The sequence below is a fragment of the Acidaminococcus sp. BV3L6 genome, assembly GCF_000468835.1.
Classification (GTDB): domain Bacteria; phylum Bacillota; class Negativicutes; order Acidaminococcales; family Acidaminococcaceae; genus Acidaminococcus; species Acidaminococcus intestini.
In genome coordinates this window covers 26,234-52,809 of the sequence record NZ_AWUR01000006.1, presented here as the reverse complement: position 1 = coordinate 52,809, position 26,576 = coordinate 26,234, and the positions used below count along the sequence as shown (strand labels likewise).

General features: G+C 49.0%; 23 protein-coding genes. 20 read left to right on the top strand and 3 right to left on the bottom strand.

Annotation, left to right across the window (positions count from 1 at the left end; genetic code table 11):
- Positions 1-221: 221 nt before the first annotated feature.
- The 4 genes from HMPREF1246_RS01120 (at position 222) to HMPREF1246_RS01105 (ending at position 8,238) form a co-directional block, all read left to right on the top strand.
- On the top strand, positions 222-1,328 hold the full coding sequence (locus tag HMPREF1246_RS01120) for a lactate oxidase (RefSeq protein WP_021736451.1): 1,107 nt from the start codon (positions 222-224) through the stop codon (positions 1,326-1,328).
- Positions 1,325-1,936 (top strand): DUF6803 family protein, encoded by a 612-nt coding sequence (locus tag HMPREF1246_RS01115; RefSeq protein ID WP_231368192.1) that lies wholly within the window; start codon positions 1,325-1,327, stop codon positions 1,934-1,936. Before HMPREF1246_RS01120 ends, HMPREF1246_RS01115 begins: the two co-directional genes overlap by 4 nt.
- 958 nt (positions 1,937-2,894) lie before the next feature.
- The gene (locus HMPREF1246_RS01110) at positions 2,895-4,877 is read left to right on the top strand and encodes an Eco57I restriction-modification methylase domain-containing protein (RefSeq protein ID WP_021736430.1); all 1,983 of its coding nucleotides are present in this window, start codon (positions 2,895-2,897) and stop codon (positions 4,875-4,877) included.
- Between the two features lie 40 nt (positions 4,878-4,917).
- Entirely contained in the window at positions 4,918-8,238 is a 3,321-nt protein-coding gene (locus HMPREF1246_RS01105) for a DEAD/DEAH box helicase family protein (protein ID WP_051296776.1), read from the top strand.
- Positions 8,239-8,691: 453 nt separating this feature from the next.
- On the opposite strand, the gene HMPREF1246_RS01100 is transcribed toward HMPREF1246_RS01105, so the two are convergent.
- The 3 genes from HMPREF1246_RS01100 to HMPREF1246_RS11025 form a co-directional block, all read right to left on the bottom strand.
- Complete coding sequence (locus HMPREF1246_RS01100) at positions 8,692-10,068, bottom strand: phage replisome organizer N-terminal domain-containing protein (RefSeq protein ID WP_021736433.1); 1,377 nt, start codon at positions 10,066-10,068, stop codon at positions 8,692-8,694.
- Between the two features lie 82 nt (positions 10,069-10,150).
- Complete coding sequence (locus tag HMPREF1246_RS01095; protein WP_035224079.1) at positions 10,151-10,693, bottom strand: sigma-70 family RNA polymerase sigma factor; 543 nt, start codon at positions 10,691-10,693, stop codon at positions 10,151-10,153.
- Positions 10,690-10,905, bottom strand: a complete 216-nt coding sequence (locus HMPREF1246_RS11025) for a helix-turn-helix domain-containing protein (RefSeq protein WP_367317818.1) — start codon at positions 10,903-10,905, stop codon at positions 10,690-10,692. The genes HMPREF1246_RS01095 and HMPREF1246_RS11025 overlap by 4 nt, the downstream gene beginning before the upstream one ends.
- Positions 10,906-11,351: 446 nt before the next feature.
- Here HMPREF1246_RS11025 and HMPREF1246_RS01080 point away from each other — a divergent pair, with 446 nt between their 5' ends.
- From HMPREF1246_RS01080 to HMPREF1246_RS01010, 16 genes are all read left to right on the top strand, one after another.
- Positions 11,352-11,921, top strand: coding sequence for an N-acetylmuramoyl-L-alanine amidase (locus HMPREF1246_RS01080; protein WP_021736446.1), 570 nt, complete (start codon positions 11,352-11,354; stop codon positions 11,919-11,921).
- A gap of 78 nt (positions 11,922-11,999) precedes the next feature.
- Positions 12,000-12,206: a hypothetical protein gene (locus tag HMPREF1246_RS01075; RefSeq protein WP_021736447.1), complete on the top strand. Its 207-nt coding sequence runs from the start codon at positions 12,000-12,002 to the stop codon at positions 12,204-12,206.
- 97 nt (positions 12,207-12,303) lie between these two features.
- Positions 12,304-12,549 (top strand): DUF2922 domain-containing protein, encoded by a 246-nt coding sequence (locus HMPREF1246_RS01070; protein ID WP_021736452.1) that lies wholly within the window; start codon positions 12,304-12,306, stop codon positions 12,547-12,549.
- 8 nt (positions 12,550-12,557) lie between these two features.
- On the top strand, positions 12,558-12,704 hold the full coding sequence (locus tag HMPREF1246_RS10370) for a YvrJ family protein (protein ID WP_081690358.1): 147 nt from the start codon (positions 12,558-12,560) through the stop codon (positions 12,702-12,704).
- Between the two features lie 894 nt (positions 12,705-13,598).
- Entirely contained in the window at positions 13,599-14,732 is a 1,134-nt protein-coding gene (gene lpxB, locus HMPREF1246_RS01065) for a lipid-A-disaccharide synthase (RefSeq protein ID WP_021736441.1), read from the top strand.
- Positions 14,729-16,498 (top strand): ABC transporter ATP-binding protein, encoded by a 1,770-nt coding sequence (locus HMPREF1246_RS01060; protein WP_009015601.1) that lies wholly within the window; start codon positions 14,729-14,731, stop codon positions 16,496-16,498. Before lpxB ends, HMPREF1246_RS01060 begins: the two co-directional genes overlap by 4 nt.
- Positions 16,499-16,545: 47 nt before the next feature.
- Complete coding sequence (gene lpxK / locus HMPREF1246_RS01055; RefSeq protein ID WP_021736443.1) at positions 16,546-19,077, top strand: tetraacyldisaccharide 4'-kinase; 2,532 nt, start codon at positions 16,546-16,548, stop codon at positions 19,075-19,077.
- Positions 19,074-19,853 (top strand): 3-deoxy-manno-octulosonate cytidylyltransferase, encoded by a 780-nt coding sequence (gene kdsB / locus HMPREF1246_RS01050; protein WP_009015599.1) that lies wholly within the window; start codon positions 19,074-19,076, stop codon positions 19,851-19,853. The genes lpxK and kdsB overlap by 4 nt, the downstream gene beginning before the upstream one ends.
- A 1-nt stretch (position 19,854) precedes the next feature.
- A complete protein-coding gene (gene kdsA, locus HMPREF1246_RS01045) occupies positions 19,855-20,676 on the top strand; it encodes a 3-deoxy-8-phosphooctulonate synthase (RefSeq protein ID WP_021736448.1) in 822 nt (273 codons plus the stop codon).
- A 4-nt stretch (positions 20,677-20,680) separates the two neighbouring features.
- On the top strand, positions 20,681-21,646 hold the full coding sequence (locus tag HMPREF1246_RS01040; RefSeq protein ID WP_021736439.1) for an SIS domain-containing protein: 966 nt from the start codon (positions 20,681-20,683) through the stop codon (positions 21,644-21,646).
- Positions 21,647-22,189 (top strand): HAD family hydrolase, encoded by a 543-nt coding sequence (locus HMPREF1246_RS01035; protein ID WP_009015596.1) that lies wholly within the window; start codon positions 21,647-21,649, stop codon positions 22,187-22,189.
- On the top strand, positions 22,189-23,058 hold the full coding sequence (locus HMPREF1246_RS01030; protein WP_009015595.1) for a lysophospholipid acyltransferase family protein: 870 nt from the start codon (positions 22,189-22,191) through the stop codon (positions 23,056-23,058). Before HMPREF1246_RS01035 ends, HMPREF1246_RS01030 begins: the two co-directional genes overlap by 1 nt.
- Before the next feature lie 16 nt (positions 23,059-23,074).
- On the top strand, positions 23,075-23,623 hold the full coding sequence (lptC, locus tag HMPREF1246_RS01025) for an LPS export ABC transporter periplasmic protein LptC (RefSeq protein WP_014128243.1): 549 nt from the start codon (positions 23,075-23,077) through the stop codon (positions 23,621-23,623).
- Positions 23,624-24,472, top strand: coding sequence for an LptA/OstA family protein (locus HMPREF1246_RS01020; protein WP_014128244.1), 849 nt, complete (start codon positions 23,624-23,626; stop codon positions 24,470-24,472). It abuts the gene before it with no gap.
- Between the two features lie 14 nt (positions 24,473-24,486).
- Positions 24,487-25,206, top strand: a complete 720-nt coding sequence (gene lptB / locus HMPREF1246_RS01015) for an LPS export ABC transporter ATP-binding protein (RefSeq protein WP_009015592.1) — start codon at positions 24,487-24,489, stop codon at positions 25,204-25,206.
- Positions 25,207-25,214: 8 nt separating this feature from the next.
- Positions 25,215-26,303, top strand: a complete 1,089-nt coding sequence (locus HMPREF1246_RS01010; protein WP_021736449.1) for an LptF/LptG family permease — start codon at positions 25,215-25,217, stop codon at positions 26,301-26,303.
- The last annotated feature ends 273 nt before the right edge of the window (positions 26,304-26,576 follow it).

The following is a 26,576-nucleotide window of genomic DNA, read 5'->3' as shown; positions in this document are numbered from 1 at the left end:
TTTTTTTATGGATAAAAGGGAATCCTTAAGGACAGCCCGTTCCAGCATAGCATGAATCCATGCACCTTCTTGTTAAAAAAACATACAAAATAGGGAAAAACCTGTGAAGAATTTGCAAACAGAGAGATCCCTTATTGACTCATATACCTAATAAGGGTATTATAACGAAGGATTTCCCTAGGAATTCTATTATATGCTTACAAGCAAGGAGGCACGCCATCATGACGTATTATACAAGTATGGAAGAACACCCGATTGACATCCTGAACCTACCTTCCTTGGAAGAACGGGTCAAAGCGAACATGGAACGGGGCGCCTTTGGGTATATCCGCGGCGGATCCGAGGATGAATGGACGCTGCGCGAAAATACGAGGGCCTTTGATGACCTGCAGATCATCCCTCGGGTCCTCCAGGGACTGAGTGGGGCTGACCTTAGTACTTCGATTTTTGGGATTTCCCTCAAGACCCCTGTGATTGAGGCCCCATCGGCCGCCCACGGTCTGGCTCATGTCAAAGGGGAAATCGATACGGCCATCGGAACGGCCGCGGCAGGGTCCCTGTTTTCCTTAAGCACCTACGGCAGCACGGACCTAAGGGATGTCGCTGCCGCCGCGCCCGGCGCCCCGCAGTTTTTCCAGCTCTATATGAGTAAGGACGATGGGTTTAACGCCTATCTCGTCAAAAAAGCCGTCAAGGCAGGCGTCAAAGCCATCATCCTCACTGTGGATTCGACCCTGGGCGGCTACCGTGAAGAGGACGTACGCAATCACTTCCAGTTCCCGCTGCCCATGCCAAACCTTGCCGCCTATTCTTCCCAAGACGGGGTCGGCAAAGGCATTGCCGAGATTTACGCCGCGGCAAAAGCGGACTTTGTTCCTTCCGATATTGATAAGATCAAGACCCTCTCCGGGCTGCCCGTCCTCGTCAAAGGCATCCAGTCGCCAGAAGACGCGGAGGCTGCCATCAAGGCCGGTGCTGATGGCATTTGGGTCTCTAACCATGGCGGGCGGCAGCTTAATGGGGGGCCTGCTTCCATTACGGTCCTTCCGAGCATAGCGTCCGTGGTTAGGCGCCGCGTTCCCATCGTCTTTGACAGCGGAGTCCGCCGCGGCAGCCACGTCTTCAAAGCCCTTGCAAGCGGCGCCGATCTCGTGGCTCTGGGACGCCCCCTGATCTACGGATTGAACCTCGGCGGCGCCGAAGGCGTCAAATCCGTCTTTGACCAGATCAATCATGAACTGTCCATTGTCATGCAGCTAGCGGGCACCAAAGACATCGAAGCCATCAAGCGTACCCCTTTGCTGCATAAAGCAGCGCCTCTTGTGTGAAAGGAGCCATTCCCATGGTCATGACCCATTACATGGAGCTTTTAAGTCTTCATTCCCCCTGGTTTTTGATTCTCTTTATGGCTGTCCCCGTGGTTTTCATCGAAACCATTTTTATGGCGGAAGCCTTCAGCCTTTTAGGAAGCGGCAAAGAAAGGGAAAAATGGCAGACCCTCTCCCATCGAGGCGGTCTCTTCTTTAGCCTCTATTTCATCGTGGCCGCCCTCTACCTAGTTACGCGCTACATCCCCACCATTGAGTGGCGGGGCCCCATCGACCTTATCGCGGTCTGGGCCTATGTCCTTGGCATCATCCCCGCCTTCCTGCTTCTTTTCACGGAGCTCGGCTTTATTGGTAACGGCCCGGACGCCAAGAAAAATGCCAAATGCCATATCTTCATCCTGCTGCTCTTTGTCTTTTTCACCCATGTTGCCATGGTCTTTGGCATGGTCGATCCCCGTCTTGGCGGCTATGAAGTTTCTGCTCCCATGCATCAAGACATGCAGATGAATCCCGCTTTCCAGCATGGCGCCATGATGGAAGGCGCGCGGCAGGGCGGCCCCCAACAGGGCCCCATGAACGGCTCTTACGGCTGCGGGCAAAATCCCTGACGGGTCAGCATAAAACCCCTTCCGGTCTAAGCGGTTTTTGGAAGCCTCCCTTACAGACAAATCGCGGATTGAGGCGCACAGCAACAACCTAATAAAGGAGCCGGGCACCCTAAAAGAAAACATCAAGGCATTGACCGAGGCGAACGTGGTCCGTTAGCGTGGCCTTGCCCTTGTCAGTACAAACGGAAAAAGTCTCCCGCAGCTATGTGATGGCTGCGGGATTTTTGTGTATTTAAGCGGTTAAGAGGACCCATCAGGAAGAGTTATGGCTAAACGACTAGGCATGGATGATGTGCGGAAGAAATGGGGCTGGACGCTCATAGTTTTCTTTAGTTTGATCAACGGGGATAAGAACGAAATAGCTTAGTCTGTCACCCTCACGATAAATGGATTGCCGCGCGCAATCATCTTCCTTCCCTTCGTGATAAGAAATGTAAGCCTGACAACCCCCTTTGAGGTTTTTCCGTCAGGGTACCTGTCTCAAGGCGGCGAATGCCGCTCCGCCTTACCAAGGCGGGGGACCATCAAGTGGGTCATTTTATGACCTCCTTGATGGTGGTGGATGAGGTGCCCCGTTTTTGGGGGCAACGTCTCCACACGAACGGGAGTGAGGAATATTCGCCCAGGTTTCGAAGGACGCTTTTGGAGCGAAGCGGAAGTCCGAGAAACATGTTTTCGGGCGAATCAATTCGGCCCCCTCCCGTAGGGCGGTTTGGGGCCGGCCGCACAGTCTTTCCCCTGCTTATTTTTTATCTCAATCCTGTCCCATTTATTCTACTGCATATTGCTAAAGAAACATGTATAATAGAGACTGGTGTGAAGGGTGCATACAGTGATTTTTACCTATTTTGGTGGTTCTTGCGATCATGATTTTATGGCATCACCCTTGGATTGTGGTCCCCCGCACAATATGCAGAATCGGTATGCTATTTCCCTGTAGCTGAGGAGGATAAATTACGTGGAAAGACTGATTGATGTGGCAAGTTACCCTGTACTTCCCGTACTGGACAAACTGCTTCAAAATAAATCCACAAAAAAGAATATCATTTGGGCCACGGACACGTATGCGTCCTTTGGAAATGGCTTCCAGGATACGGACCAAATCGACCGGACCCTGCTGCTCCAGCATGCAGACGTCATTCGTCCCCGCATCCGAAAAAGTATGGAAGATCAGGCCCAGCGGACGCGCAAAAAGGCAGAGGTCTTTACGCCGGCTTGGGTCTGCAACGAAATGAATAACGTCTGTGATGAAGACTGGTTTCATCGCAAGAACGTTTTCAATACGCCTCAGGAGGACCATTCGTGGGTTCCTACGGAAGGAAAGATTGAGCTTCCCAAACGGAAACGGTGGCAGTGCTATGTTGATTCAAGACGGCTTGAAATCACTTGTGGGGAAGCCCCATATCTTTGCTCTCGTTATGATGCGTCGACGGGTGAAAGGATCGAACCCCTGAACCGCCGTATTGGCATTGTGGACCGGAAACTCCGCGTTGTGAATGAAAATACACAAACCCGCGAAGAATGGGTCAAATGGGCCGTGCGAGCCCTTGATGCATCTTATGGGTATGAATATCAAGGCGATAACGTCCTTATTGCCCGCGTCAATCTGTACCTTACGTTCATCGATTATTACAAGGAGCGGTGGGGCGAGATCCCGCCCGGAAAACTGCTTCGGAAAATCGCAAACCGCATTGCCTGGAACATCTGGCAAATGGATGGCCTTAAAGATATCGTGCCAACAGGAAAACCCTACGAAGAGTTTCACCAAATGACGTTCGGCGAGCTTTTCTCCTCTGATTGGGAGGAAGCAGAGCGAAAGATGGAAGAAGCCGTTGCGATACCGGCTGTTACATACAATTGGCGTTCCAAACTCTCAGTTCTATTCAGGAAGGTGAAGGAAAAGACCATGGGAAAGAAGTTGTTTGATTTTGTCATTGGAAATCCTCCGTATCAAGAAGAAACTGCAAACGATGGCGATAGAAAAAATCCTATTTATAATCTTTTTATGGATCAAGCATATGATACGTCATCAAATGTTGAATTAATTACGCCAGCAAGGTTTTTATTTAACGCCGGACAAACACCAAAGGCCTGGAATAAAAAGATGCTAGAGGATACGCATTTAAAAGTATTGTATTATGAGCCTGATGCTACAAGATTATTTCATGATACTGAAATAAAAGGCGGAATTGCGATTACTTTTAGATCTGATAGTAAGGATTTTGGGGCTATAGGAACTTTTACTTCTTATCAGGAAATGAATGGTGTTGTTAAAAAAGTCAATCAAGTTGAACATGGAAAAAATAGACTAGACTCCATCATCGCTTCCCAGGGATTATTCAGATTCTCAAAATTAGCATTTGATGCTTTTCCTCAGGTCAGAGCTTTGTCAGGAAAAGGAACTGGAGCAAAAATTGTATCTAATATCATTAAAAAAGCTCCTGAATTATTTTCTTCTAAGAGAAATGAGAAAAGTATAAGAATATTAGGAAGAATAGATGGTAATAGGGAATATAGATTTATTAATAAAGAATATATAGAAAATAATAAATATATAGACGGCTATAAGTTGTTCCTTCCAGAAGCTAATAGTCAAGGACATTTTGGGGAAACTTTAACGCTGCCTATTCTGGGATTGCCTGGCGATGGTAGCGCAGATACTTATCTCAGCGCAGGTCCATTTAAAACGGAAATAGAAGCTAGAACATTGGAAACTTATCTTAAAACCAAATTCTTTAGGGCTATGCTCGGTATAAAAAAAGTTACTCAGCATTGTCCGCCAGCAGTATGGAATATGATTCCCATGCAAGACTTTACTCCTTCTTCCGATATCGACTGGTCTCAGTCTATTCATGACATCGATTTGCAGCTTTATCAGAAATACGGACTTGACGAAACGGAGATCGAATTCATCGAAAGCCATGTAAAGGAGATGAAGTGACGTGACGCCTCAAATTAGATCCTTTGAACAAGTTGTTCCCATGATTTATGCCTATACGACGCCGACTGTCACGTCAAACGAGGGCTGGATCAAGATTGGTTACACGGAAAAGCAAACTGTAGAGCAACGAATCAACCAGCAGACGCACACGGCCTCCATCCCTTATACGGTAGAATGGCAGGATAATGCCCTATATAAAGATGGTTCAGGAAAATCCTTTACGGACCATGATTTCCATCAATATCTGGAAGTCCAGAAGAGCATTGAACGGCGTCCTAAGACGGAGTGGTTCCATACGGATGCGGCAACTTCCTATCTGTATTTTGGACAATTTGCAAGCCGCAAGGATGAGCCAACGCAGCAGGGCAGCACCTACGAACTGCGTCAGGAACAGCAGGATGCCGTAGCAAAGACCAAGGCCTATTTCGAAAAAGGGGGGACGGAATTCCTTTGGAATGCAAAACCTCGTTTTGGGAAGACTCTTACTTGCTATGATTTGATTCGGCAGATGGGATTCCAAAAGGTCCTCATCGTTACAAATCGGCCGGCCATTGCAAACTCCTGGGCAGAAGACTTTAATAAATTCATCGGTTGGCGCGGAAAGCTTCGCTTCGTTTCGGATACGGATGCTCTCAAAGGCAAGAAGGGAGTCTATACGCGGGAAGCTTATCTTGACGCGGAAAGCCGCCTTCCGGAAGGAAAATCCCATGGTATGGTTGCCTTTGAATCCCTCCAAGGGTTAAAAGGGTCCGTTTATTTTGGTGGCAACTACCAGAAGCTCGAATGGATGGCCAAATCCTATAATGACTTAAAGGGTATAACGCATCATGGCATCGATTTCGACCTTCTTGTCATTGACGAGGCACAGGAAGGCATTGATACAATCCGTACGGAACATGCCTTTGAAAATATCAGCCGAAAACATACGCTTTATCTATCAGGCACGCCGTTTAAGGCTCTTGCTTCCGGACAGTTTTCGGAAGAACAGATTTATAACTGGTCCTATGCGGATGAGCAGGAACGAAAAGCATCCTGGCAAAGCGATGACTATAATCCCTATGAAGTTTTGCCGCAGCTTTCCATGTACACGTACCAGATTTCTGGTATGATCCAGGAAAAACTTGAACGAGGCGTTGACCTTGAAAATGAGGATGGTGCCGTCGATTACGCCTTTGACCTCAATGAATTTTTCCTCACGAAAGGAACGGGGGAGAGTACACACTTTGTTCACGAAGAAGAGGTCAAGAAATTTCTTCGCTCTCTTACATCCAATGAAAAATATCCTTTCTCTACGACGACACTGCGCAAGGAACTGGCTCATACCCTTTGGATGCTGAACCGCGTCGACAGCTGCAAGGCTCTTGCCCGTATGATGAAGAGTGATGAGTTCAAGGATATCTTTGGCGAATATGAAATTATCGTCGCTGCCGGTGATGGCAAACTTTCAGAAGATGAGGAAACAGAAAAAGCCTTTGACCGCGTGAAAAAAGCCATTGCGGAGCACGAAAAGACGATTACCCTCTCTGTGGGGCAGCTTACGGTCGGCGTGACCATCCCGGAATGGTCAGGTGTTCTTATGCTGTGCAACCTGAAGAGCCCTTCAAGTTATATGCAGGCTGCGTTCCGCGCGCAAAATCCCTGCATGATTCGGGTGGGGGCAGAACAGTTCCGTAAGGAACGAGCTTATATCTTTGACTTTGATCCGGCTCGTACGCTTATCATTTTTGACGAATTTGCCAATAACCTTCTTTCCAGTACGACCAATGGGGGCGGAACGGCGGAAGAGCGCAAAGAAAATATTCAAAAACTTCTTAATTTCTTCCCTGTCCTTGGTGAAGATGCAGAAGGAAAGATGGTCGAACTTGACGCTGCTGCTGTCCTTACCATTCCGAGGCGGCTTAAGAGCCTCGAAGTTGTGCGCCGTGGTTTCATGTCTAACTTCCTTTTTCAAAATATCAGCAATGTCTTTGGTGCGCCGGGCACAGTTCGGGAAATCTTAGAAAAACTGACGCCGGCCAAAGAGGAAAATCCGAAAAAGGAAAGGGCCGCTCTGGATCCTGCCGAAGATATTTCTCTTGACGATACGGGAAATGTTGTTGTTCCGGAGGAAATTGTTATCGGAAAGAGCAATGAACTTTTTGGAAATAAGATCTATGCAGCTCCGGAAGCGGTGGAAGAAGTAACGAGCGGTCTCAGCAAAGATCCTTTCCACATCGAAAATACGTTCCATAAAGTGCAGGATGCGGTGCAAAAGCAGATCAAGAAGGAAGTCATCGATGTAGCAAACAAAAATTATCAGCTCAAACCGAGAGCGGCGAAACAGGTCGAAAAGGCGGTCAATGAGCATATTTCTCGAGAAATTGAGCGTATTAAAACGGATACTCATCAGAAAATTGCCGTTGCAAACGCTGAGTTTGAAAAGCGCAAAGCAGAAAGCACAACGTCTGAAGAGATAGAATCAGCGAGTAATGACTACCATAATACGCTGGATGAACTTGTGGCCAGTGCTGGTGACTCCTTAAAGTCTGCAACAGAAACCATATTTAAAGAAAATCAGAAAAATGTGGTTGAACAGATGGAAAAATTAAAGGCCGAAGAGAAAAAATCTGATTCTGAAGATTGGTCAAGAGCTCGGCTGAGGGGATTCTGCCGCAGTATTCCAAGCTTTGTCATGGCTTACGGTGATGAAAACTTAACCCTTGCCAATTTTGATGATTACACGGAAGATGATGTATTTAAAGAAGTAACGGGCATGCCGGAAGAAGACTTCCGTTATCTCCGTGATGGCGGAGAGCGAATCAGTGAAGCTACCGGTAAATTAGAACACTTTGAAGGACATTTGTTTAACGAAGTCGTTTTCAATGACTCCATCCAGGAATTCCTGAAGAAGAAAAAGGAACTTGCCAACTACTTCGACGAAAGTAAGGATGAAGATATTTTTGATTACATTCCGCCACAAAAGACGAACCAGATCTTTACGCCCAAAAAGGTCGTGCAGGACATGGTAGACCGCCTGGAAAAAGAAAATCCCGGATGCTTTGATGATCCAAATAAAACTTTTGCGGATCTTTACATGAAGTCCGGTCTTTTCATTACAGAAATTGTAAAGCGACTTTTCCGGTCGCCGAAGATGAAGCAGCTCTATCCGGACGATAAAGCGCGCATCGAGCATATCCTACGCAAACAGGTCTATGGCATGGCGCCGACGCGCATCATCTATCTCATTGCAACCAACTATATCCTTGGGTTTGATGAAACGCTGAAATTGGAAACGAAGAATTTTGTCCAAGCCGATGCTGCGGAAGCATCGAAAGATGGCACGCTGGAAGAACTGTGCCGAGAGTCGTTTAATTTGAAGTAAAAGTATGTGTCCTCACCCAAAAGGGGTGAGGGCATGTTTAATGTGGGGAAAATTTCCCGTTTTAAGCGTAATATGTTTCTTTGTAGGGTATAAATAATCCATGCAAAATAAAGGAAGGTCTCCCCTGAAATAGCGTGATCTGTCATCAAAATAATAAGGGAGGCTAAGAACGAATTTGAGATGAAAAAGGTCCTCTGGAGCTTTCTCCTTAAGGCGGCAGAACCTATTGTAGGAAACAATGGGTTCTGCCGCCTTAGCGGTTAGTTAAAGAGGAATTGGGACAGGCTAAAAGCCCCACGCCATGCATAAGGGGCTGGAAAAATCAGGGAGGTGCTATGGGACGGGCAAGAGCAGCCATAGGAAATGTAAGCTCCATTTTCCGCATGTAATGAGGCTGCAAGACAATCTTATGGGGGGACTTTCGAGAAAATGCCGACACATATGCGTGCCTCATCAACCGATTCGCTTTCTTTTTCCGTGGCATATACTGCATGGCGTTGCTCTGCCATTTTTTCTGTCTAGAATGTATCCGTCCTCGCAGCCATTGGGACAGGAGTATCTGGTTCCCTTTGGCGGTTCACCGACGCCTTTTTTCAAAAGCCCAATAAGATAGGCGGACTCATTACGAATTTGCCCATAAGGCATGTATTTACTCATGACGCGCATAGCGCCTTTGATTGTTTCCGTGTTCCACTTGCGCAAAACTGCATTGGCAATGGCTGCATTCATACCGAGCTCCTCAATGAGTGTTTTACGAAGGCCATCTTTTTGTGCTTTTTCTTCGGGAGAATCGACCTTTTTCGCTTTTCCATTAAGTCCCGTTTCTTTTACTTCTTCCCCGAACACAGCGAAGAGATGATCTGCCCTTTTCATATTTTTTTGGGAAGGTGTTGCTTCACAAATTTCCAGTTCAAGCGGCGGCACAAAAAAGTCATGATCACTCGTTTGCTTTTTCCCCTGTTCTACATTTACAGACGTTACTTGTTTAGAAAAACATGTTTTGTTGTTTTTATTATGTTTATGTAAATATAAAGATGAATAGTCTATATTCGCGCGCGAGGCTTCTTTTTGAGTGGATGTCACGGTTAACGCATTTTTATCCGAATCCGTTGTAACCCGCATAGAATCTGCATCTTCCTCATATGTCACGGTTATGTCACGGTCACTTTTATTGTGACATGTCACACCCTCATTTTCTTCAAAATCGTGACATGTCACGTTTACCTGCTGGAAATCCGTGACAAAAGATTCTTCTTTGCCTTGTATTTTTTCATTTATGTCACGGATATTTTTGTATCCTTGAGGGAGCACTTCTGTCCCTGATACATAAATTTCTTGAATTTCATTTTTGGTTTGAGAAGATTTCTTAGCTTCTTTTTTTGTTTTTTCCTCTTGCTCGCAGCGCAGTTTTTCTTCTCGTAGTTTTTTGTTTAAACGGCAACGACGCTGACGAATGGCGTCATTAGACAGGCCTTTTTCCTCTTTAGACGCGTTTTTAATGGTTCCGCCGATTGCAAGATAGTGTTTCCAATTTTTGATGCGAATAACGCCATGATTGCACTTTAGAAGACCGCAATGATCAAAGTAGCGGATGCCTTCCATGATTTTAAATGTTCCATCGGAAAGGTGCAGTTTCTGCAGGAGGATATCCTTATCAAAGGGCGCACCATTTGGGGCGGAAATTTCGCCGTTTTTATCGAGTTCGGCTGCAAGCGTAAGAAGACGCAGCCAAAGCATGTTGTATGTGTATTGTCTGTCCGCCATGAGGGGCGTAATCATTTTCATGCTGTCGTCGTTTAATAATTCAATCAGAGATTTTAGATTTGTCATGGTGAAAGTTCCCTTCTTTGATGACGTGATTTACTCATTTGGGCAAAAAATATAGGACCGCAGGAGCGGTCCTATATGCATGTTAAAGGCAGTTTACGCTGCCTTTTCGTAAGTTCCTCGTCTTTTGAAGGAGTCTATGGTACCGGCTGTAGAGTGTCTTTGGTGGAATATGATGTTTTTGAGCGAGCATTTTAAAAGAGCCATTCTTTGTTGCCGATTCAATCAGTAAGTTTCTTTCTTCGGTTGTAAGTTGATTGAGCACCTCTTTTACGGTCTTGATTTTTTCTTTCATGTCAAGATGATGATCCATTTCATAAGTATCTTCTTTAAAAATTTGGTCTAAGCTAACTTCTGACTGTCGGTATCTTGCTTCTTTGCGCTGATAATTACGGAGCGTGTTTAGAAGGAAAGTTTTGGCATAACCAGGAAATTTCTCTTCAGGTCCTTCGTAGCGAAGCGCTGCTTCTAGAAGGGCAATGGATAAAATGGAATGAAGATCTTCTCGTTTTAAAAGATTTCTTTCCTTTTTCTCGAAATGTTTCAAAAGAGGCTGAAATTTTTTTAGAAGGTTCACCATTTCGCACTTTCCTTCGTTTGTCCCCGCGAGTTTGCGCAGCTGATTCATGGTAGCTTTACCTCTACAAGCTTAATCAATTCATCAATACGGTGGCAATGGAGGCATTTGCACAGACGAACTAAAACCGTAAGCGTTGGACGATAGGAATCGTCATTTGCCTTATAACTTGCATAAATCCGATTTAAGGTGGCTCTGCTGATTCCTGCCATGCGTGCGACTTGGCCGATTGAGAGATGTCGTTGTTTGATAAGGGTAAACATTGGATTATACTCAATTCTCATTGTTATAATCTCCTTTTCTACTTGGAATTGGAATGATCCGGAGCAGATCGCAGTGCGTCATTGTGTTTCATCATTACAAAAAATAGTACAAATTCATGGCCATGTAGATGTGCATATTGCAATGATTCAAATAATAAGAATGCTAAAAAATAAGAAAATATCAAATTTTTCAACAAACACGACTTTTTTATAATATCATAAATAATCAAGATTACAATAAGCATTTTTATTATAATAGAGAGAAATGTATCACCCATGATACACTTTTAATCCTGAAATGCGCACCATTCCTTTATTCTTTAAAATTCAAAATATTTTTTAAAAATTTTGAAGAAATCCATAAAGTGCAGACACTTATATAGTGTAAGGCGAAATGGGGAAGATGAGCTTCCCACCGCCAAAAATGATGAGGAGTGTGGAAACATATGAAAAGACTATCGCGTTGGGACGTTTGCCGAAGGGCGGAAAAGGACTATGGGAAACTATCCCATATCTATCTCCACTGGACAGCCGGATTTTATGATCAGACCTTTCCTGATTATCATCTTAATGTCACGGGAACAGGGGACGTCCTCAGCGCATCGGATTGCTTTACCGAGCTTTTATCCCACACCTATCTCCGCAATAGCGGCGCCATCGGGATTGCCATGTGCTGCGCTAAGGACGCCGTCATGTACGCCGACCGATCTTTTGACTTGGGCGTCTTTCCGCCCTCCCCGGTGCAGGTGGAAGAAACGGCGGCCCTCGTGGCACTCCTGACCCTTACTCTTGATATTCCGCTTGACAAAGCGCATGTCATGACTCATGCGGAAGCAGCTGACCTCGACGGATACGGACCAGCCCTGGCGGGAACGAACCGATTCGAACGCTGGGATCTGTATGAAATCAAGGATGGAGATGGCAAGTGGAAATATGGGGGAGACGTCCTCCGAGGAAAAGCTCAGTGGTACCGACATCATTTGGCATCGCTCTTACCCTTTCAGTTAGCTTACTAATTGAAAGCGTAAGCGTCTGCCTCATGTTCCACATTCCTTTATCGCTCAATCGTCAAAATACTAAGGGGGAAACACAGAATGGAAAACATCAAAGAAGTTACTCTGCAGCTCGAAAACGTGAACGAAGTCAACGGTAAGATGAAGACGACTCGTGTCACCTATAAGGGTATGAACCCTGACGCCGAGGATGCAAAGCTGCTGGAAGCTGGAAAGGCCATTGGCAGCCTCATGGAAGACACGCCGGAAACCATCTATGCCGTTAAACGTGTCGAACTGAAGGCGTAAGCTAAAACCCACCATCGACTAGGACGTCCCCTAAAAGCGCTCTCGCCGCTTTTTAGGGCCACTTAAGCGAGAACTTAGACCCCAAAGGAGAATCATTATGTCTCAATCTCTCGAAATGATCTTTAAACTTGGTGACAACAAAAGCAAGACCATCCGTATTGCAGCTCCTATTGCTGATATCAGCAGAGCCAATGTGGAACCGGTCATGCAGAAACTTATTGACCTCAACGTCATTGGCGACAGCGTAAGTAAGCAGCTTTCCGCCATTAAGGGCGCAACGCTGAAAGAAACCACAAAGGTTTTTGAAGTGCTGGAAGCAGCTGAAGACGAACCCGTTGCCTAAGCTTTATCATGGATAGCATGTCCGTTCTGCTCGGTCAGGCCGCCCAGTACGGCTTTCCCATGGTAATCAGCTGGTATCTGCTTGTTCGCATGGAAAGTAAACTTGACGCTCTGACCGTCAGCATCAATATGTTGCGTGAAATCGTGACGAAATAAGAAAATCCCGCAGCCCGAAAAGGCTGCGGGATTTTTGCATATTTGAATGTTCGATAGGCGATATCAGAATATAGTATAATAAGATATATAGACATAATATATATTTTTTGCTATAATTTACGCGCAATGGAAAACATTGTTTTCAAAAAGAGATCGTGAGAGATGGATTGGAGACCCATTTCTCACGGTCTTTTTTGTGTTTATCTATATGTAAAATGAGATAGCTGGAAGGAGTAAATCATTTCCCTCAAATGAAGCTAAAGAAGAATCATACTTTAGCAGAATTGTTGAAGAGAAGGAAATAATAATCCCAATTGAGTATAGATTTTATATTTAAATTTAAATTTAAATATAAAATCAAAGATGCCTAAGTAAAAAATATTTCTTGGTAGGGAAAAATAGTCCTTGTAAAATAAAAGGGAGACCCCTATTGCTGAAATCGTGTTGTCTAGACAATGCCTATCAAAATAAGGGAAGGTCTCCCCTGAAATAGCGTGATCTGTCATCAAAATAATAAGGGAGGCTAAGAACGAATTTTAGATGAAAAAGGTCCTCTGGAGCTTTCTCCTTAAGGCGGCAGAACCTATTGTAGGAAACAATGGGTTCTGCCGCCTTAGCGGTTAGTTAAAGAGGAATTGGGACAGGCTAAAAGCCCCACGCCATGCATAAGGGGCTGGAAAAATCAGGGAGGTGCTATGGGACGGGCAAGAGCAGCCATAGGCCACGTAGGATCCATTTTCCGCATGTAATGAGGCTGCAGCACAATCTTATAGGGGGCTTTCAAGAACATGTCGACACATACCAGGAACCCAAAGCTACAGCAAAATTTCCTCCGATATGATATAATAAACTGTCAAACTGTCATTTAATCCTACGTGAGGAGGGTTCCATAGGATGCGTATCTTCATCTCGGCCGGTGAAGCTTCCGGCGACCTGCATGCCGCGGCCCTGACGAGGGAAATTCTTTCCCTTGCACCTGATGCCGAAGTGTTTGGCATGGGCGGCGACGCGCTCCGGTCTGCTGGCGGAGAGGTTATTTTTGATTATAAAGACAACAGCGTCATGGGCTTTGTTGAGGTCCTCCGGAAACTACCAGACCTGTTTCGGCTCCGGGATGCTTTTCGCCAGGTTATGGTGGAACGGAAACCGGATATTTTTGTGACTGTCGATTATCCAGATTTTAATATGCGTGTGGCCAAGGTCGCAAAGCAGTTAGGTATTCCCGTTTTTTCCTTCATTCCGCCTTCGGCGTGGGCCTGGCGGCGGGGGCGGGCCAAGATGGTAGCCCGTCTGGCAGCCCGTGTGGCCTGCATCTATCCTTTTGCTTATGAGGTCTATAAGGAAGCCGGCGCGCCTGTTGAATTTGTGGGCAATCCTCTTGTTGATATCGTAAAACCTACGATGAGCCAATTAGAAGCCCAAAAGACGGTCGGTAAAAGGCCAGGCCATCCGCTCATCCTGTTGCTCCCAGGAAGCCGTCAGGGTGAACTTCGAGGCGTCCTTCCCGTGATGCTTGAAGCATTGCCGCTTATCAAAAAGGACCAGCCTGATGCGGATTTCATTCTCCAAAAGGCGCCCAATGTGGATCGTCGGGAGCTCGAAGCAGCCCTTGATACGTCCAAGATTCCCGTCCGCATTGTCGAAGGGCATCCCTATGACACTATGGGTGCCTGCGACGCGGCCCTTGCTACGAGCGGGACCGTCGTCCTGGAAGCGGCCCTCATGGATCTTCCCAGCGTCATCTGTTACAAGGCAAGTCCCATCAGCATGGCCATTGCTAAAGCCCTCGTCAAAGTGAAATATGCAGGCCTGCCCAATCTGTTAGCAGGCCGGGAAATCCTGCCCGAACTCATTCAGGAAAAGATGACGCCGGAAAATATGGCCCGTCATGTCCTGCGCTTTTTGGATCCTGCCGAAGGGGCCAAGGTCCATCAGGATCTTCGGGAGGCCATTTATAAGCTCGGAGCTCCGGGCGCCGTCAAGCGGACGGCTGCCCTTATACTTGAAACTGCCAAGGAGAAGAAATGAACCTATATCTTAGAATCCTCAAATTCATTCGTCCCTATTTGGGACGCCTCATTGCAGCCGGTTTCTGTACGGTCATGACGGCCGCTGCCAACCTTTATGTGCCGTGGATTGTCCGCGATGTCATTGATAAGGTCTTCCAGAACAAGGATAGTGATCTCCTTAATTTGATTTCCCTTGGAATCGTAGTCATTTTCTTTGCCCGCGGCATTTTCTACTATGGTCAGAGCTATCTCATGAACTATGTCGGCGAGAGCATTGTCATCGATGTACGGGGAATTGTCTACCGCAAGCTCATGACTCTGTCGACTCATTTTTTTGACACGAATAAGCTGGGTACCATCATGAGCTATGTCACAAACGACGTGGCAGCCCTCCAAGGCGCCATGGTGGCCAATTCCATTGAAATCATCACGGAAACGAGTGTCCTTATCGGGAGCGTCGGCGCCATGGTCTACCTTGACTGGAAGCTGACCCTTTTTACGTTCTGTACTTTCCCAGTGGTTCTTTTCTTCATGGATTTCTTTGGCAAGAAGATTCGCAAGAGCGGCCACCGTATCCAGCAGGCAACGGCGGATATTACGTCGATCCTGCAGGAAACCTTGGCTGCTACGCGTGTTGTGAAGAGTTTTGTCCGCGAACCCTATGAAATTGCCCGCTTCGATCAGCAGAACAAGGCCAATTTCTACGCCAATATGAAAAGTGCCAAGCTCATGGGAACCCTGTCTCCTGTCATTGAGTTCATTGCGGCCCTTGGGGTCACGGCCATCATTTGGTTTGGCGGCCGTTCCGTCATCGGCGGTGACATTACGGCGGGGTCCCTTGTGGCTTTCCTCGTCTATGCCATCAATATTTCCAATCCGATCAAGCGGATTGCCCGCGTATTGGGAAGCATCCAAAAGGCGCTTGCCGCGGCTGAACGTGTCTTTTACATCATGGACCTGACGGATACGATTCCGCAGAAGCCTGATGCCATCACGCTGCCCAGTGTTGAGGGAAATGTGGAATTCCGTCATGTATCCTTTGCCTACAATAAAGGGGAGACCATTCTTCACGATGTGAGTTTTTCTGCAAAGCCCGGTCAAGCCATTGCCCTTGTGGGGCCTTCCGGTGCCGGTAAGTCAACGGTGGCAAGCCTTTTGCCCCGTTTTTATGACGTGACGGAAGGGGCCATCTTTGTTGACGGCCACGATGTTCGGGATGTGACGCTTGCCAGCTTGCGCGAACAGGTCGGCATTGTGCCTCAGGAAACCAACCTCTTTAACGACACGGTCTATAACAACATCCTTTATGGACGGCTGGATGCAACGCGGGATGAGGTCATTGCAGCGGCTAAAGCCGCAAATGCCGATGAGTTTATCCAGCAGCTGCCTAAGGGCTATGATACACAGCTTGGTGACCGGGGCGTCAATATTTCCGGCGGCCAGCGCCAGCGCATTTCCATTGCCCGGGCCATCCTCAAGAACCCCCGTATCCTGATCCTTGACGAAGCAACAAGTGCCCTTGACACGGAAAGTGAACGCATCGTCCAGGAGGCCTTGGACCGCCTGATGGTGGGGCGCACGAGCTTTGTTATTGCTCACCGGCTGTCGACGATCCAAAACGCTGCCAAAATCATTGTCCTTGATAAGGGCTCCATCGTAGAAGAAGGTACCCATCAGCAGCTCATGGCAAAACATGGTCTTTATGCCCATCTGCACGATATCCAGTTCAAGGAGAACCAGACGGCATCCGGCACTTTTGGGGATGACGCAAGTGAAGACGCCTAAAAGGTACGGGAGATAGGCTTCCCGATAAAGTGAAACGAGGGTGACTCATGTATTATCTGTATAACTTCCTGGCAGTGATGCTGCTGATCTTTTTTGTACTGCCTTATTTCATCTGGCGCTATTTCCGGGAAAAAGGATTTCCCCGCCGCTTCCGCCAGAGCATGGGCTTTATTCGTGACGATGAAATCGCAGCCGTTGCACACCAGAATTGTATCTGGATCCACGGGGCCAGCGTAGGTGAAATTGTGGCCACAAGCCCCCTTGTGAAGGAAATCCGCAAGGCTATGCCTGATGCCAAGATCCTGGTTTCTGCCGTGACGACGGGGGGCTATAACATGGCCCACCAAATCATTCCCGAAGCGGACGCCATCATCTATTTCCCGCTTGATATGCCGTTTGTATCCGAATCCTTTGTCAAGCGCATCATGCCGCGTATCTTCATGCCTGTGGAAACGGAGCTGTGGCCGAATTTCCTGCGTGCCATCAAGCGCCGCCGCATTCCCGTCATGATGGTAAACGGCCGTATTTCCGATAAATCCGTCAAAAGTTACCGGTACCTTTACGGCATCCTTGATGATATGATGGGAAGCGTGACCCGTTTTTGCATGCAAAGTTCCATTGATGCCGAATACATTGAGCATCTGGGCGCGGAAAAGCGCCGCATCTATATAACGGGCAATACGAAATTTGATCAGACCTATGCAGAAGTGACGCCCGAAGACCTCAAGACCTACAAGGAAGAACTCGGTCTTTACGATGATTATCCAGTCATCGTCGCGGGGAGCACCCATCCGACGGAAGAAGAAAAGCTTTTTGAAGCCTTTACAGAAGTCCAAAAGGAATTTCCTAGGGCACGGCTCCTCATTGCCCCGAGAAAGCCGGGACGGACCCATGAAATCACGCGTCTTGCCGAACGTTTCGGTCTCACGGTAGGCCTGCGCTCCGTCCTTCGCGACGAAAAAGGGCAGCGGCCGCGTTACCCTGTCATCCTCATTGATACGATCGGGGAATTGGGCCGCATCTATGCCGTGGGTGATGTCGTTTTTGTCGGCGGCAGCCTTATCAACCATGGCGGGCACAATGTCCTTGAACCGGCGGCTCATGCCAAACCCATCATTGTGGGTCCGAGCATGTCAAACTTCAAGGATTCCTTCTCTCTTTTGAGCAAGGTGGGAGCCTGTGTCCAAATTCGGGATACAAAGGAACTGACGGCTATGTTCCTTACAATCCTGCGTGATGACGCACTCCGTAAAAAGATGGGCGACGCGTCCATCCAGGTTATCCGCGAAAACCGCGGAGCCGCGGTCCGCACCATTGGCTATCTTAAGGAACTCCTGCGGCTTACAGCCACAGAGAGCATGGTCAACACCCACTATAAGATCAGCACGCGCAACATCAACGATGAAGTATCGCCCCGCATGCGCCCTGGGGATGCAGTGACACAATATTTGATCCAGCTTTCCCATGGTGAGGACAACAATGTGCTGGACTGGTTGGTCCTTTCCTTGCTCCGCGTCCTATCCGTACTTTATGAAGTGGGGGTTCGCCTCAAACTGAGCTGCTACAATCACCATCTCCTGCCGACAACAAAGCTGGACTGCTGCGTCATCAGCATTGGCAATATTACGGTTGGCGGTACCGGAAAGACCCCAACCGCCCAGAAAGTGGCTCTTATGATCCGCGACATGGGGTACCGTGTCGTTATTTTGAACCGCGGCTATCGGTCCCACTGGCAGGAAAAGATCGGTGTTGTTTCCGACGGCAAAAAGATCTACATGACTGCCTATGAAGCCGGTGACGAAGCGTTCCTCATGGCAAAACAGCTGCCTGGGATCCCCGTTGTCATTGGGAAGGAACGCGCCATTACAGGTCAGTATGCTGTCGACAAATTCAAGGCTGAAGTCATTATCCTCGATGATGGCTACCAGCATTGGCAGCTCCACCGGGACCTGGATGTGGTCCTTGTGGATACGCTCAATATGTTTGGCAATGGCAGCATCCTTCCCCGAGGCACCCTGCGCGAACCGCTGAAGAACCTCAGCCGCGCCGACCTCTTCCTGCTCACCAAATGCGACCAGAGTTCACCCATTTCCCGGGCCACGCTCTGCGACCAATTGCATCGCTACAAACCCAATGCGCCCATTGTGGAGAGTATCCACAACCCCTGTGCGTTCATTGAGATTGCCGATTGGTATAAAAATGATGGCTCCAAGGCACTTCCCCTTGAGGCACTCAAGGGACAGGAAGTCATGGTCTTTTCGGCCATTGGCAACCCGTCAAGCTTTGAACAGACCATGGCTGGTGAGGGGCTTCAGATTGCAGAAGCCATCCGTTACCCGGACCATCACGATTATGGCATGGTGGAAATGCAGTACATCATGGAACGGGCCATCAGCAAACGGGTCACGGCCCTTGTCACAACAGGCAAGGACGCCGTTAAGATCCCGACAGAATTCATCTACCTCCATCGTGAGGTCCCCCTCTATGTCCTAGACATGGAAATCCAGATCACCAGTGGGGAAGAGGCGTTTGTGAAAACGATTACCACTGCCATCGAAAAGGAGAACAAAAGACAATGAAAGTTTTATGTGTGATTCCGGCGCGTTATGCTTCTACCCGTCTGCCGGGGAAACCTCTTGCAAATCTGGCCGGTAAGCCCATGATTCAGCGTGTCTACGAACGGGCAGCCCAAGCCAAGATTCCTGATGAGATCATTGTTGCTACCGATGATGAACGCATCAAGGAAACCGTGGAAGGCTTTGGCGGCAAGGCCATGATGACGGCGGCCACGCACCCGTCCGGTACGGACCGTCTTGCTGAGGTCGCCTTGAGCTATGATAAGGTCGATGTCATCATCAATGTCCAAGGGGATGAACCGATGATTCCGCCAGAACTGATTGATTCCCTCTGTGAAGCTTTCGAAAATAACGACCAGCTCCAGATGGCGACGGCGAAGACCCTTATGGATGCGTCAGAATATGACGATCCCAACGCGGTCAAAGTGGTTACGGACCAAAGTGGTTATGCCATCTATTTCTCTCGCAGCTTGATTCCGTATCCCCGTCACAAGACACCGGAGTTCAAAGTGTATAAGCATATCGGTATCTATGCATACCGTCGTGACTTTCTATTGAAGTTTGCGGCACTGCTTCCTACGCCTCTTGAACAGATTGAAGGTCTGGAACAGCTGCGTGCCCTGGAAACGGGAGCCAAGATCAAGGTTCTCACGACGGATTTCAAAGGCATTGGCATTGATACGCAGGAAGATCTGGATCGGGCCAACAAGGTTTTTGAACTGGAAGAAGAAAAGAAACGTCAGGAAGAAGCGGCACGAGCTGCCGAGGAAGGAAAGTAACATGAAGACCGTAGCGATTGGTAATTACAAAGTCGGTGCCGGCCATCCGCTCCTTGTCATGGCTGGTCCCTGCGTCCTGGAAGGCTATGAACGGAGTCTCATGATCGGAAAACGGGCCAAGGCCATCTGTGAAAAGGTGGGCCTGCCCTATGTTTTCAAAGCTTCCTTCGATAAAGCAAATCGTTCGAGCCTTACGGCTTTCCGCGGCCCGGGTCTGGAAGAAGGGCTTGAAATCTTGAAGCAGATCAAAAAGGACCTGGGCGTCCCTGTTGTATCTGATGTCCATGAAACCTATCAAGTGGAAAAAGCAGCGGAAGTCCTCGATATCATCCAGATCCCGGCTTTTCTCTGCCGCCAGACGGACCTGCTCGTGGCAGCTGCCCATACAGGCCGTGTGGTGAACGTCAAGAAGGGCCAGTTCCTGGCTCCGTGGGACATGAAAAATGTCATCAATAAGCTCGTCGGGTCTGGAACCGAAAAGATCATGTTGACTGAGCGCGGGGCCAGTTTTGGCTACAACACGCTGGTAACGGACATGCGGAGCCTTCCCATCATGCGTGACTTCGGCTATCCGGTCATCATGGATGTGACGCACAGCGTACAGATTCCTGGCGGCAAGGGCACAAGTTCCGGCGGCCAGAGCCAGTATGCGCCCCATATGGCCCGCGCGGCTGCAGCAGTCGGTGTCGATGGGCTTTTTATGGAAGTCCATGACAATCCGGCAGAAGCCCTTTCCGACGGGCCCAACATGATTGCCCTTGACAAGATGGAACAGGTCCTTTTGGACGCTAAAGCCATTGATGCCATTGGGCGTAGGGAGTGATACCATGTTTGAACGCGCAAAAGAAGCTCTCCAGATCGAGGCGGATTCCATATTGGAACTGATTCCCCGTGTCGATGAACATTTTGGAGCGGCTCTGGAAATGATCCTTCACTGCCCCGGCCGCATCATCGTAACGGGGATGGGAAAAAGCGGCATCATTGGCCGCAAGATTGCAGCAACCCTTGCCAGCACGGGGACACCGTCCTTTTTCCTGCATCCTGCCGAAGCCATTCACGGCGATCTTGGCATGGTGACACAAGGTGACGTGGTCCTTGCCATTTCAAATAGTGGGGAAACGGGCGAGGTGCTTCATATCCTGCCCAGTATCCGCCGCATTGGGGCCCGCATCATTGCCATGGTGGGCAAACCGGAGTCGACCCTTGCCAAGAACGCGGATATTGTCCTTGATGTCGGGGTCAAGAAGGAAGCCTGTCCTTTGGGCCTAGCGCCTACGAGCAGTACGACGGCAACCCTCGCTTTTGGCGATGCCCTTGCCATGGAGCTGCTGTCGGCCCGCCATTTTACGGAAAATCAGTTTGCCATTTACCATCCCGGCGGAAGCCTGGGCAGGAAGCTGCTCCTTACGGTTGGGGATATCATGCACAAAGGGGATGAAAATCCGCTGGTGCCGTCTGACATGACGGTAAAGGATGCGCTTTTTGTCATTACCGATAAAGGTCTTGGTGCTGTATCCGTTGTCGATGGACAGGGCCGGCTGAAGGGACTTCTCACGGACGGCGATATCCGCCGCGGCTTTGCAAAGAGCCTTGATTCCCTCAATAAACCGGTTTCTGAACTCATGACAAAGTCGCCAAAAACCATTACAGCAAGAAAACTGGCTGCAGAAGCCCTTCATCTCATGGAATCGAATAAACCCCATCCGATTACGGTCCTGCCCGTTGTAGATGAAGAAAAGAAAGTCGTCGGCCTGCTCCATATGACCGATCTTGTGCATCAGGGAGTGGTATAAATGATGAAAGACGAAGAGTTTGCCAAGATCCGTCTCCTTGCCCTCGATGTGGACGGTGTCATGACCGATGGATCCATCATCATTGGTCAGGAAGATGAACTCAGCAAACATTTCAATGTACGCGATGGCCTGGGCATCAGCCTTGCCATGAGAAATGGTATCCAAGTGGCCCTGATAACGGGGCGTCACAGCGAGATTGTACTGCATCGCGCCATGGAACTTGGCGTCAGCAATGTCTATGAAAATGTAATCTATAAAGGAAAGACCCTCGTTGAAGCGGCCCAGCGTCTGGGGATCCCGATGGAAGCCGTGGCTTTCATGGGGGATGACCTCAATGACCTGCCGGCCTTTAGCCGCGCGGCCTATTCCTTTGCCCCCAAGGACGCGGCGCCTGAGGTAGCAGCCCGTGCCGATTATGTCTGCGAAAAAAAAGGGGGAGAAGGCGCTGTCCGTGAAGTCTGCGAGAAGATCCTCAAGGCCAAGGGGCTTTGGGATGGCATCGTGGAAGGGTATCTGGTAAAAGGGTATGGTGACAGACAGTAATGCTTTATGCGATTCTCAAAGGGATGAGCACCTTCGTTTCCTGGCTTCCTTATAAATTTGTGGTCCGCCTGGGACGAAATTGTGGTAAACTATACTATCATATTGCCAAAAAGCAACGCGTCCGTGCGGAAAAGACCATCATGGAGCGAATGGGCATGGAGGAAAAAGAGGCCAAGGAAACCATTTACCGCCTTTTCCTCAATCTAGGCATGACCTTTATGGAAATGCTCTACATGCCTGCCCTCAATAAGGACAACATCCGCGGCCTTGTGACTTTTGATCGGCCCGATGTCCTTTGGGAAGCCCTCAGTAAGAAAAAAGGGGTTGTCATGCTCGCCTGCCACATGGATAACTGGGAATGGCTCGGAGCGGCCTTGGCTCTTAATGGATTTCCCCTCAGTGCTGTGGAAAAACCTCAGCCCAATCCGGTCTACAGTGATTTCATGAATGAGCTGCGCCGCGGTGTCGGGCAGGAAATTTTTGCCCGTGGGACCAATGAGATCCTCGGCTGTGCCCGGGCGATGAAAAAAGGCCGGATGCTGGGCCTGATTGCCGACCAGGACGGGGGCTATAACGGCATCTTTGTGCCGTTTTTTGGGAAGATGGCTTCGACACCGGAAGGTCCGGCGTATTTTGCCCGCAAGTTCAAGGCTCCTATCATTCCCATCTTCATCATCCGCAAGAAAAATGGCTGCGGCCACCGCGTGTTTGTGAAGGATCCCATTTATTACGAAGATACGGGAGACCGCAAAAAGGATGATTACAACGTGACGCTCAAGATGACCCAAGAAGTGGAAGCCATTATCCGCGAATATCCGGACAACTGGATCTGGTTCCAGCACCGGTGGAATACACCTTATGAAGGATAAGAAAGGAAAGCGATTCATGCGCTCTGATAAACGGACAATCATGATGGTCATTGGGGCCGTGCTGCTCATGGGCGGCGTCATTGCTTGGCTTCTGTCAAGCAAACCCACGGCAGGAACGGTCAAGAAGGCCAAGGAAACAGATCCTCATCAGGTCATTGGATCCACTATCGAAGAAAACAAGGATGGCCGTAAGGTGTGGTCCCTGACGGTGGAATCCATGGTCTACGATAGGAAGGCGCAGATTGATCATATGAAGGGCATCAAAGGGACCTTCTATGATGAAGATGGTTCAACCATGACCGTCACAGCTGATGAAGGGGACGTGGATGTAAAAACAAAGAGCGTCATCCTTACAAAGAACCCCAAAGGCACGACCAGTACCAATGGGACCGTGACGGCCGATAAGATTACCTGGAACAACGAAAAGCAGATCGTCATTGCCGAAGGCCATGCGCGGCTGACCAAGGATGACGTTGTTGCCACGGGAGGCAAGGCAACCTTCAATGTGCCTATGGAGCACGCCACGCTGGAACAGGATGCACATGTACAGAAGGGAGATTTTTAAATGAAAATGAAAGCACTTTTCCTCACTTGTCTCATGACAGGCCTTCTGTCCATGGGCGCTGTGGCTTTTGCCGCTTCAAGCGTCAGCGGTGACAAGGTGGAGTATGATTTTAAGAGCGGCCAGGCTGTGGCCGAAGGTAACGTGGAAATCCGCCACGATAAAGGACGCGCCACGGCTAGAAAAGCAGAATACAACACCAAGACCGGGGAAGGCAGCCTTGAAGGGTCCGTCGTTGCCGATCAAGAAGACGCTCATCTGACGAGTGCGTCCCTCATCATCAAGAATAAGGGCGATTATCTTTCCGCCATTGGCAATGCCGTCCTTAAAAAGGCGGACAAGACCCTGCGCGCGGAGCAGGTCAACTACGACTCGGCGGCCAAATACGCTGAAACTGTCGGCAGCTGGGCCCAGCTCACCATGGATGATGGGTCAAGCCTTGACGCGGCATCGCTTACGTATAACATGGAAACAAACAAGGCTTTTGCTGACGGGAATGTACGCCTGATCAGCCCGCCTCGGGATCTTACGGCCCGCGCTGATTCGGCTGAATATGACCTCAACGAATCCGATGGGACCATCCATCTGAACGGCCACGCAACAGCGACACAGGAAGGCAATACGGTCAGCGGCGATACGCTTACGATCCGCGGTGCCGGCGGCAAGATTGCCCAAGGCGATGGTGATGTGCGCATGGTCATCATTCCGCGCAAGAAGGAAGAGGCTCCCCGTGAGGAAGTCCCGACCTTCCAGATTGCAGGGCGCGAAGGTGTGCCCGATTCGGTCTATAAATTTTACAACTGGCCCGGTGAGCCTGTAACCATCGGTTCTGTTGATACGGAGCTTGCTTAAAGGAGAAAGAACCTGTGAAAATTCGTGCAAATGATCTGGTAAAGGAATATGGGGGACGCATCGTTGTTGACCATGTCAGCCTCGAAGTGGCCCAGGGGAGCATTGTTGGCCTGCTCGGTAAAAATGGCGCCGGCAAGACAACAACCTTTTATATGATCGTCGGTCTGGAACATCCAGATCGGGGCACGGTCCATTTGGATGAGCTTGAGGTGACGCACCTGCCCATGTATAAACGGGCGCTCGCGGGGATTGGATATTTGCCGCAGGAAGCGTCCATCTTTCGAAAATTGACGGTGGAAGAAAATCTCCTTGCCATCCTTGAGGACGTGGAGCCGGATGGAAAGAAACGCCAAGAAAAAATGGAGGCCCTTATTGAAGAGTTCCATATTGGGCATATCCGTAAGAGTCTGGGAACGGCCCTTTCCGGCGGTGAGCGCCGTCGTGTGGAGATTGCCCGTGCCCTTGCAACGGAACCGGCCTTCATCCTTCTTGATGAACCTTTTGCAGGCATTGACCCCATTGCCGTGGCCGATATCCAGGTCCTTGTCAAACATCTGGCCAAACGCGGCATTGGCGTCCTCATTACGGATCATAACGTGCGGGAAACGCTCAGCATCGTTGACAAGGCCTACATCCTGAACGAAGGCAAGATCATGGTCGAAGGCCCCAGTGAGAAGGTCGCTGCCGACCCGATTGCCCGGAAGTACTACCTTGGAAAAGACTTTAAGATGTGAGGCGTACCATGAGGATACTTGATAAATATATTTTAAAACAGATGCTGCAGCCCTTTGTTTTTGGGGTGGCTGCCTTTTCAACCATCTTTGTGGCAAGCTCCTTTCTTTTCCGCGTAACCCAGTACATTACGCAGTATGGGGCGTCCTATTCATCGCTTTTTCGTCTGTTCCTGTGCCTCATGCCGGAAGTCATCAACTACACTTTCCCCATGAGTATGCTGCTCGCCTCGCTTTTAACCATGGGACAGCTGTCTGGAAACAGCGAAATTACGGCTATGCGCAGTGGGGGAATGAGCTTCCGCCGTATTGCCATGCCAATCCTTGCCGCTGGATTCGTCGTCAGCCTTTTTTCCGTGGTCTGGGCTGAAAAAGTTGTGCCGCCGGCGAAAGCCGAGTATGAACGCATCATCCAGCAGGAAATCAAGAACAACACGAAACCCCGTACCCAGGACCATATCCTGTTGAAAAATATTTCCAAGGGCCAGCTGACGCGTCTTACTTATGCTCGGACCTTTGATGAAAAAGCTGGCGTCATGAAGGACATCACCATCGAGGATTGGGATAAGGGCCGCGTCGTCCGCATCCAGCGCACGCCTGAAGCCAAATGGCAGAATGGGACGTGGATCATGGAAAAGGGAACCATCACGGAAATCACAAACGAGGAAGGGCTCACGCGGACCATGACCTTTGATAAGCAGGTCCTTCCCATTACGGAAACGCCAAAGACCATCACCCTTGATCAGAAAGACCCTGATGAAATGACCATCGGTGAATTGAAGATGTACATTGGTATCTTGGAGCGGCAGTACCAGCCAACGAGCAAATACGTCATGGAAATCTACAGCCGCTTTACCGTGCCCCTTGCCAGTTTCTTCTTTGCTCTTATCGGCGTGCCGCTGGGTGTTCAGAGTCAGCGGGCAGGAACCAGTATGGGCCTTGGCTTTTCTGTGGTCATCATCTTTATTTACTACTCCATCATGACTTTTATGACCGGTCTTGGTCAGGGCGGCGTGATTCCGCCTTTTATCGCGGCGGCCGTGCCAAACTTCCTGTGCGGATGTGCGGGAGCCTACCTGATTTGGCAGAAGGATCACTAACTGTAACGTAATGCAGGAACCCTTCCGATTTCTTGCAGCCGCGTGCCTCCATGGCTTCCTTGCTTGTAAGGAAGCCATGGAGGCTTTTTTGATTTGCACAAGGATTCCTTTCTCATGGGGACTTCTTATGCCTCGGCGCTCCCTTTTTGAAGGACTGTTTGGATGCTCCCTTTGGGTCCGCCGTGTTGCGGAAAAGCCTGTAGATGGTGTTTTTTTCAAACGCTTATTATTCTTAAAAGGGACTTTTTTACCAATGACCCCTTTCCCGTGCTG

Coding starts and splice junctions, on each gene's coding strand:
- HMPREF1246_RS01035 (WP_009015596.1), top strand. CDS start 21,647: ATGATGAAAGACGAAGAGTTTGCCAAGATCCGTCTCCTTGCCCTCGAT.
- HMPREF1246_RS01030 (WP_009015595.1), top strand. CDS start 22,189: ATGCTTTATGCGATTCTCAAAGGGATGAGCACCTTCGTTTCCTGGCTT.
- HMPREF1246_RS01075 (WP_021736447.1), top strand. CDS start 12,000: ATGGAAAACATCAAAGAAGTTACTCTGCAGCTCGAAAACGTGAACGAA.
- lptC (WP_014128243.1), top strand. CDS start 23,075: ATGCGCTCTGATAAACGGACAATCATGATGGTCATTGGGGCCGTGCTG.
- HMPREF1246_RS01105 (WP_051296776.1), top strand. CDS start 4,918: ATGATTTATGCCTATACGACGCCGACTGTCACGTCAAACGAGGGCTGG.
- HMPREF1246_RS01120 (WP_021736451.1), top strand. CDS start 222: ATGACGTATTATACAAGTATGGAAGAACACCCGATTGACATCCTGAAC.
- kdsB (WP_009015599.1), top strand. CDS start 19,074: ATGAAAGTTTTATGTGTGATTCCGGCGCGTTATGCTTCTACCCGTCTG.
- HMPREF1246_RS10370 (WP_081690358.1), top strand. CDS start 12,558: ATGGATAGCATGTCCGTTCTGCTCGGTCAGGCCGCCCAGTACGGCTTT.
- HMPREF1246_RS01100 (WP_021736433.1), bottom strand. CDS start 10,068: ATGACAAATCTAAAATCTCTGATTGAATTATTAAACGACGACAGCATG.
- HMPREF1246_RS01040 (WP_021736439.1), top strand. CDS start 20,681: ATGTTTGAACGCGCAAAAGAAGCTCTCCAGATCGAGGCGGATTCCATA.
- HMPREF1246_RS01060 (WP_009015601.1), top strand. CDS start 14,729: ATGAACCTATATCTTAGAATCCTCAAATTCATTCGTCCCTATTTGGGA.
- HMPREF1246_RS01020 (WP_014128244.1), top strand. CDS start 23,624: ATGAAAATGAAAGCACTTTTCCTCACTTGTCTCATGACAGGCCTTCTG.
- HMPREF1246_RS01080 (WP_021736446.1), top strand. CDS start 11,352: ATGAAAAGACTATCGCGTTGGGACGTTTGCCGAAGGGCGGAAAAGGAC.
- HMPREF1246_RS11025 (WP_367317818.1), bottom strand. CDS start 10,905: ATGTTTACCCTTATCAAACAACGACATCTCTCAATCGGCCAAGTCGCA.
- lpxK (WP_021736443.1), top strand. CDS start 16,546: ATGTATTATCTGTATAACTTCCTGGCAGTGATGCTGCTGATCTTTTTT.
- kdsA (WP_021736448.1), top strand. CDS start 19,855: ATGAAGACCGTAGCGATTGGTAATTACAAAGTCGGTGCCGGCCATCCG.
- HMPREF1246_RS01070 (WP_021736452.1), top strand. CDS start 12,304: ATGTCTCAATCTCTCGAAATGATCTTTAAACTTGGTGACAACAAAAGC.
- HMPREF1246_RS01010 (WP_021736449.1), top strand. CDS start 25,215: ATGAGGATACTTGATAAATATATTTTAAAACAGATGCTGCAGCCCTTT.
- HMPREF1246_RS01095 (WP_035224079.1), bottom strand. CDS start 10,693: ATGAATCAGCTGCGCAAACTCGCGGGGACAAACGAAGGAAAGTGCGAA.
- lpxB (WP_021736441.1), top strand. CDS start 13,599: ATGCGTATCTTCATCTCGGCCGGTGAAGCTTCCGGCGACCTGCATGCC.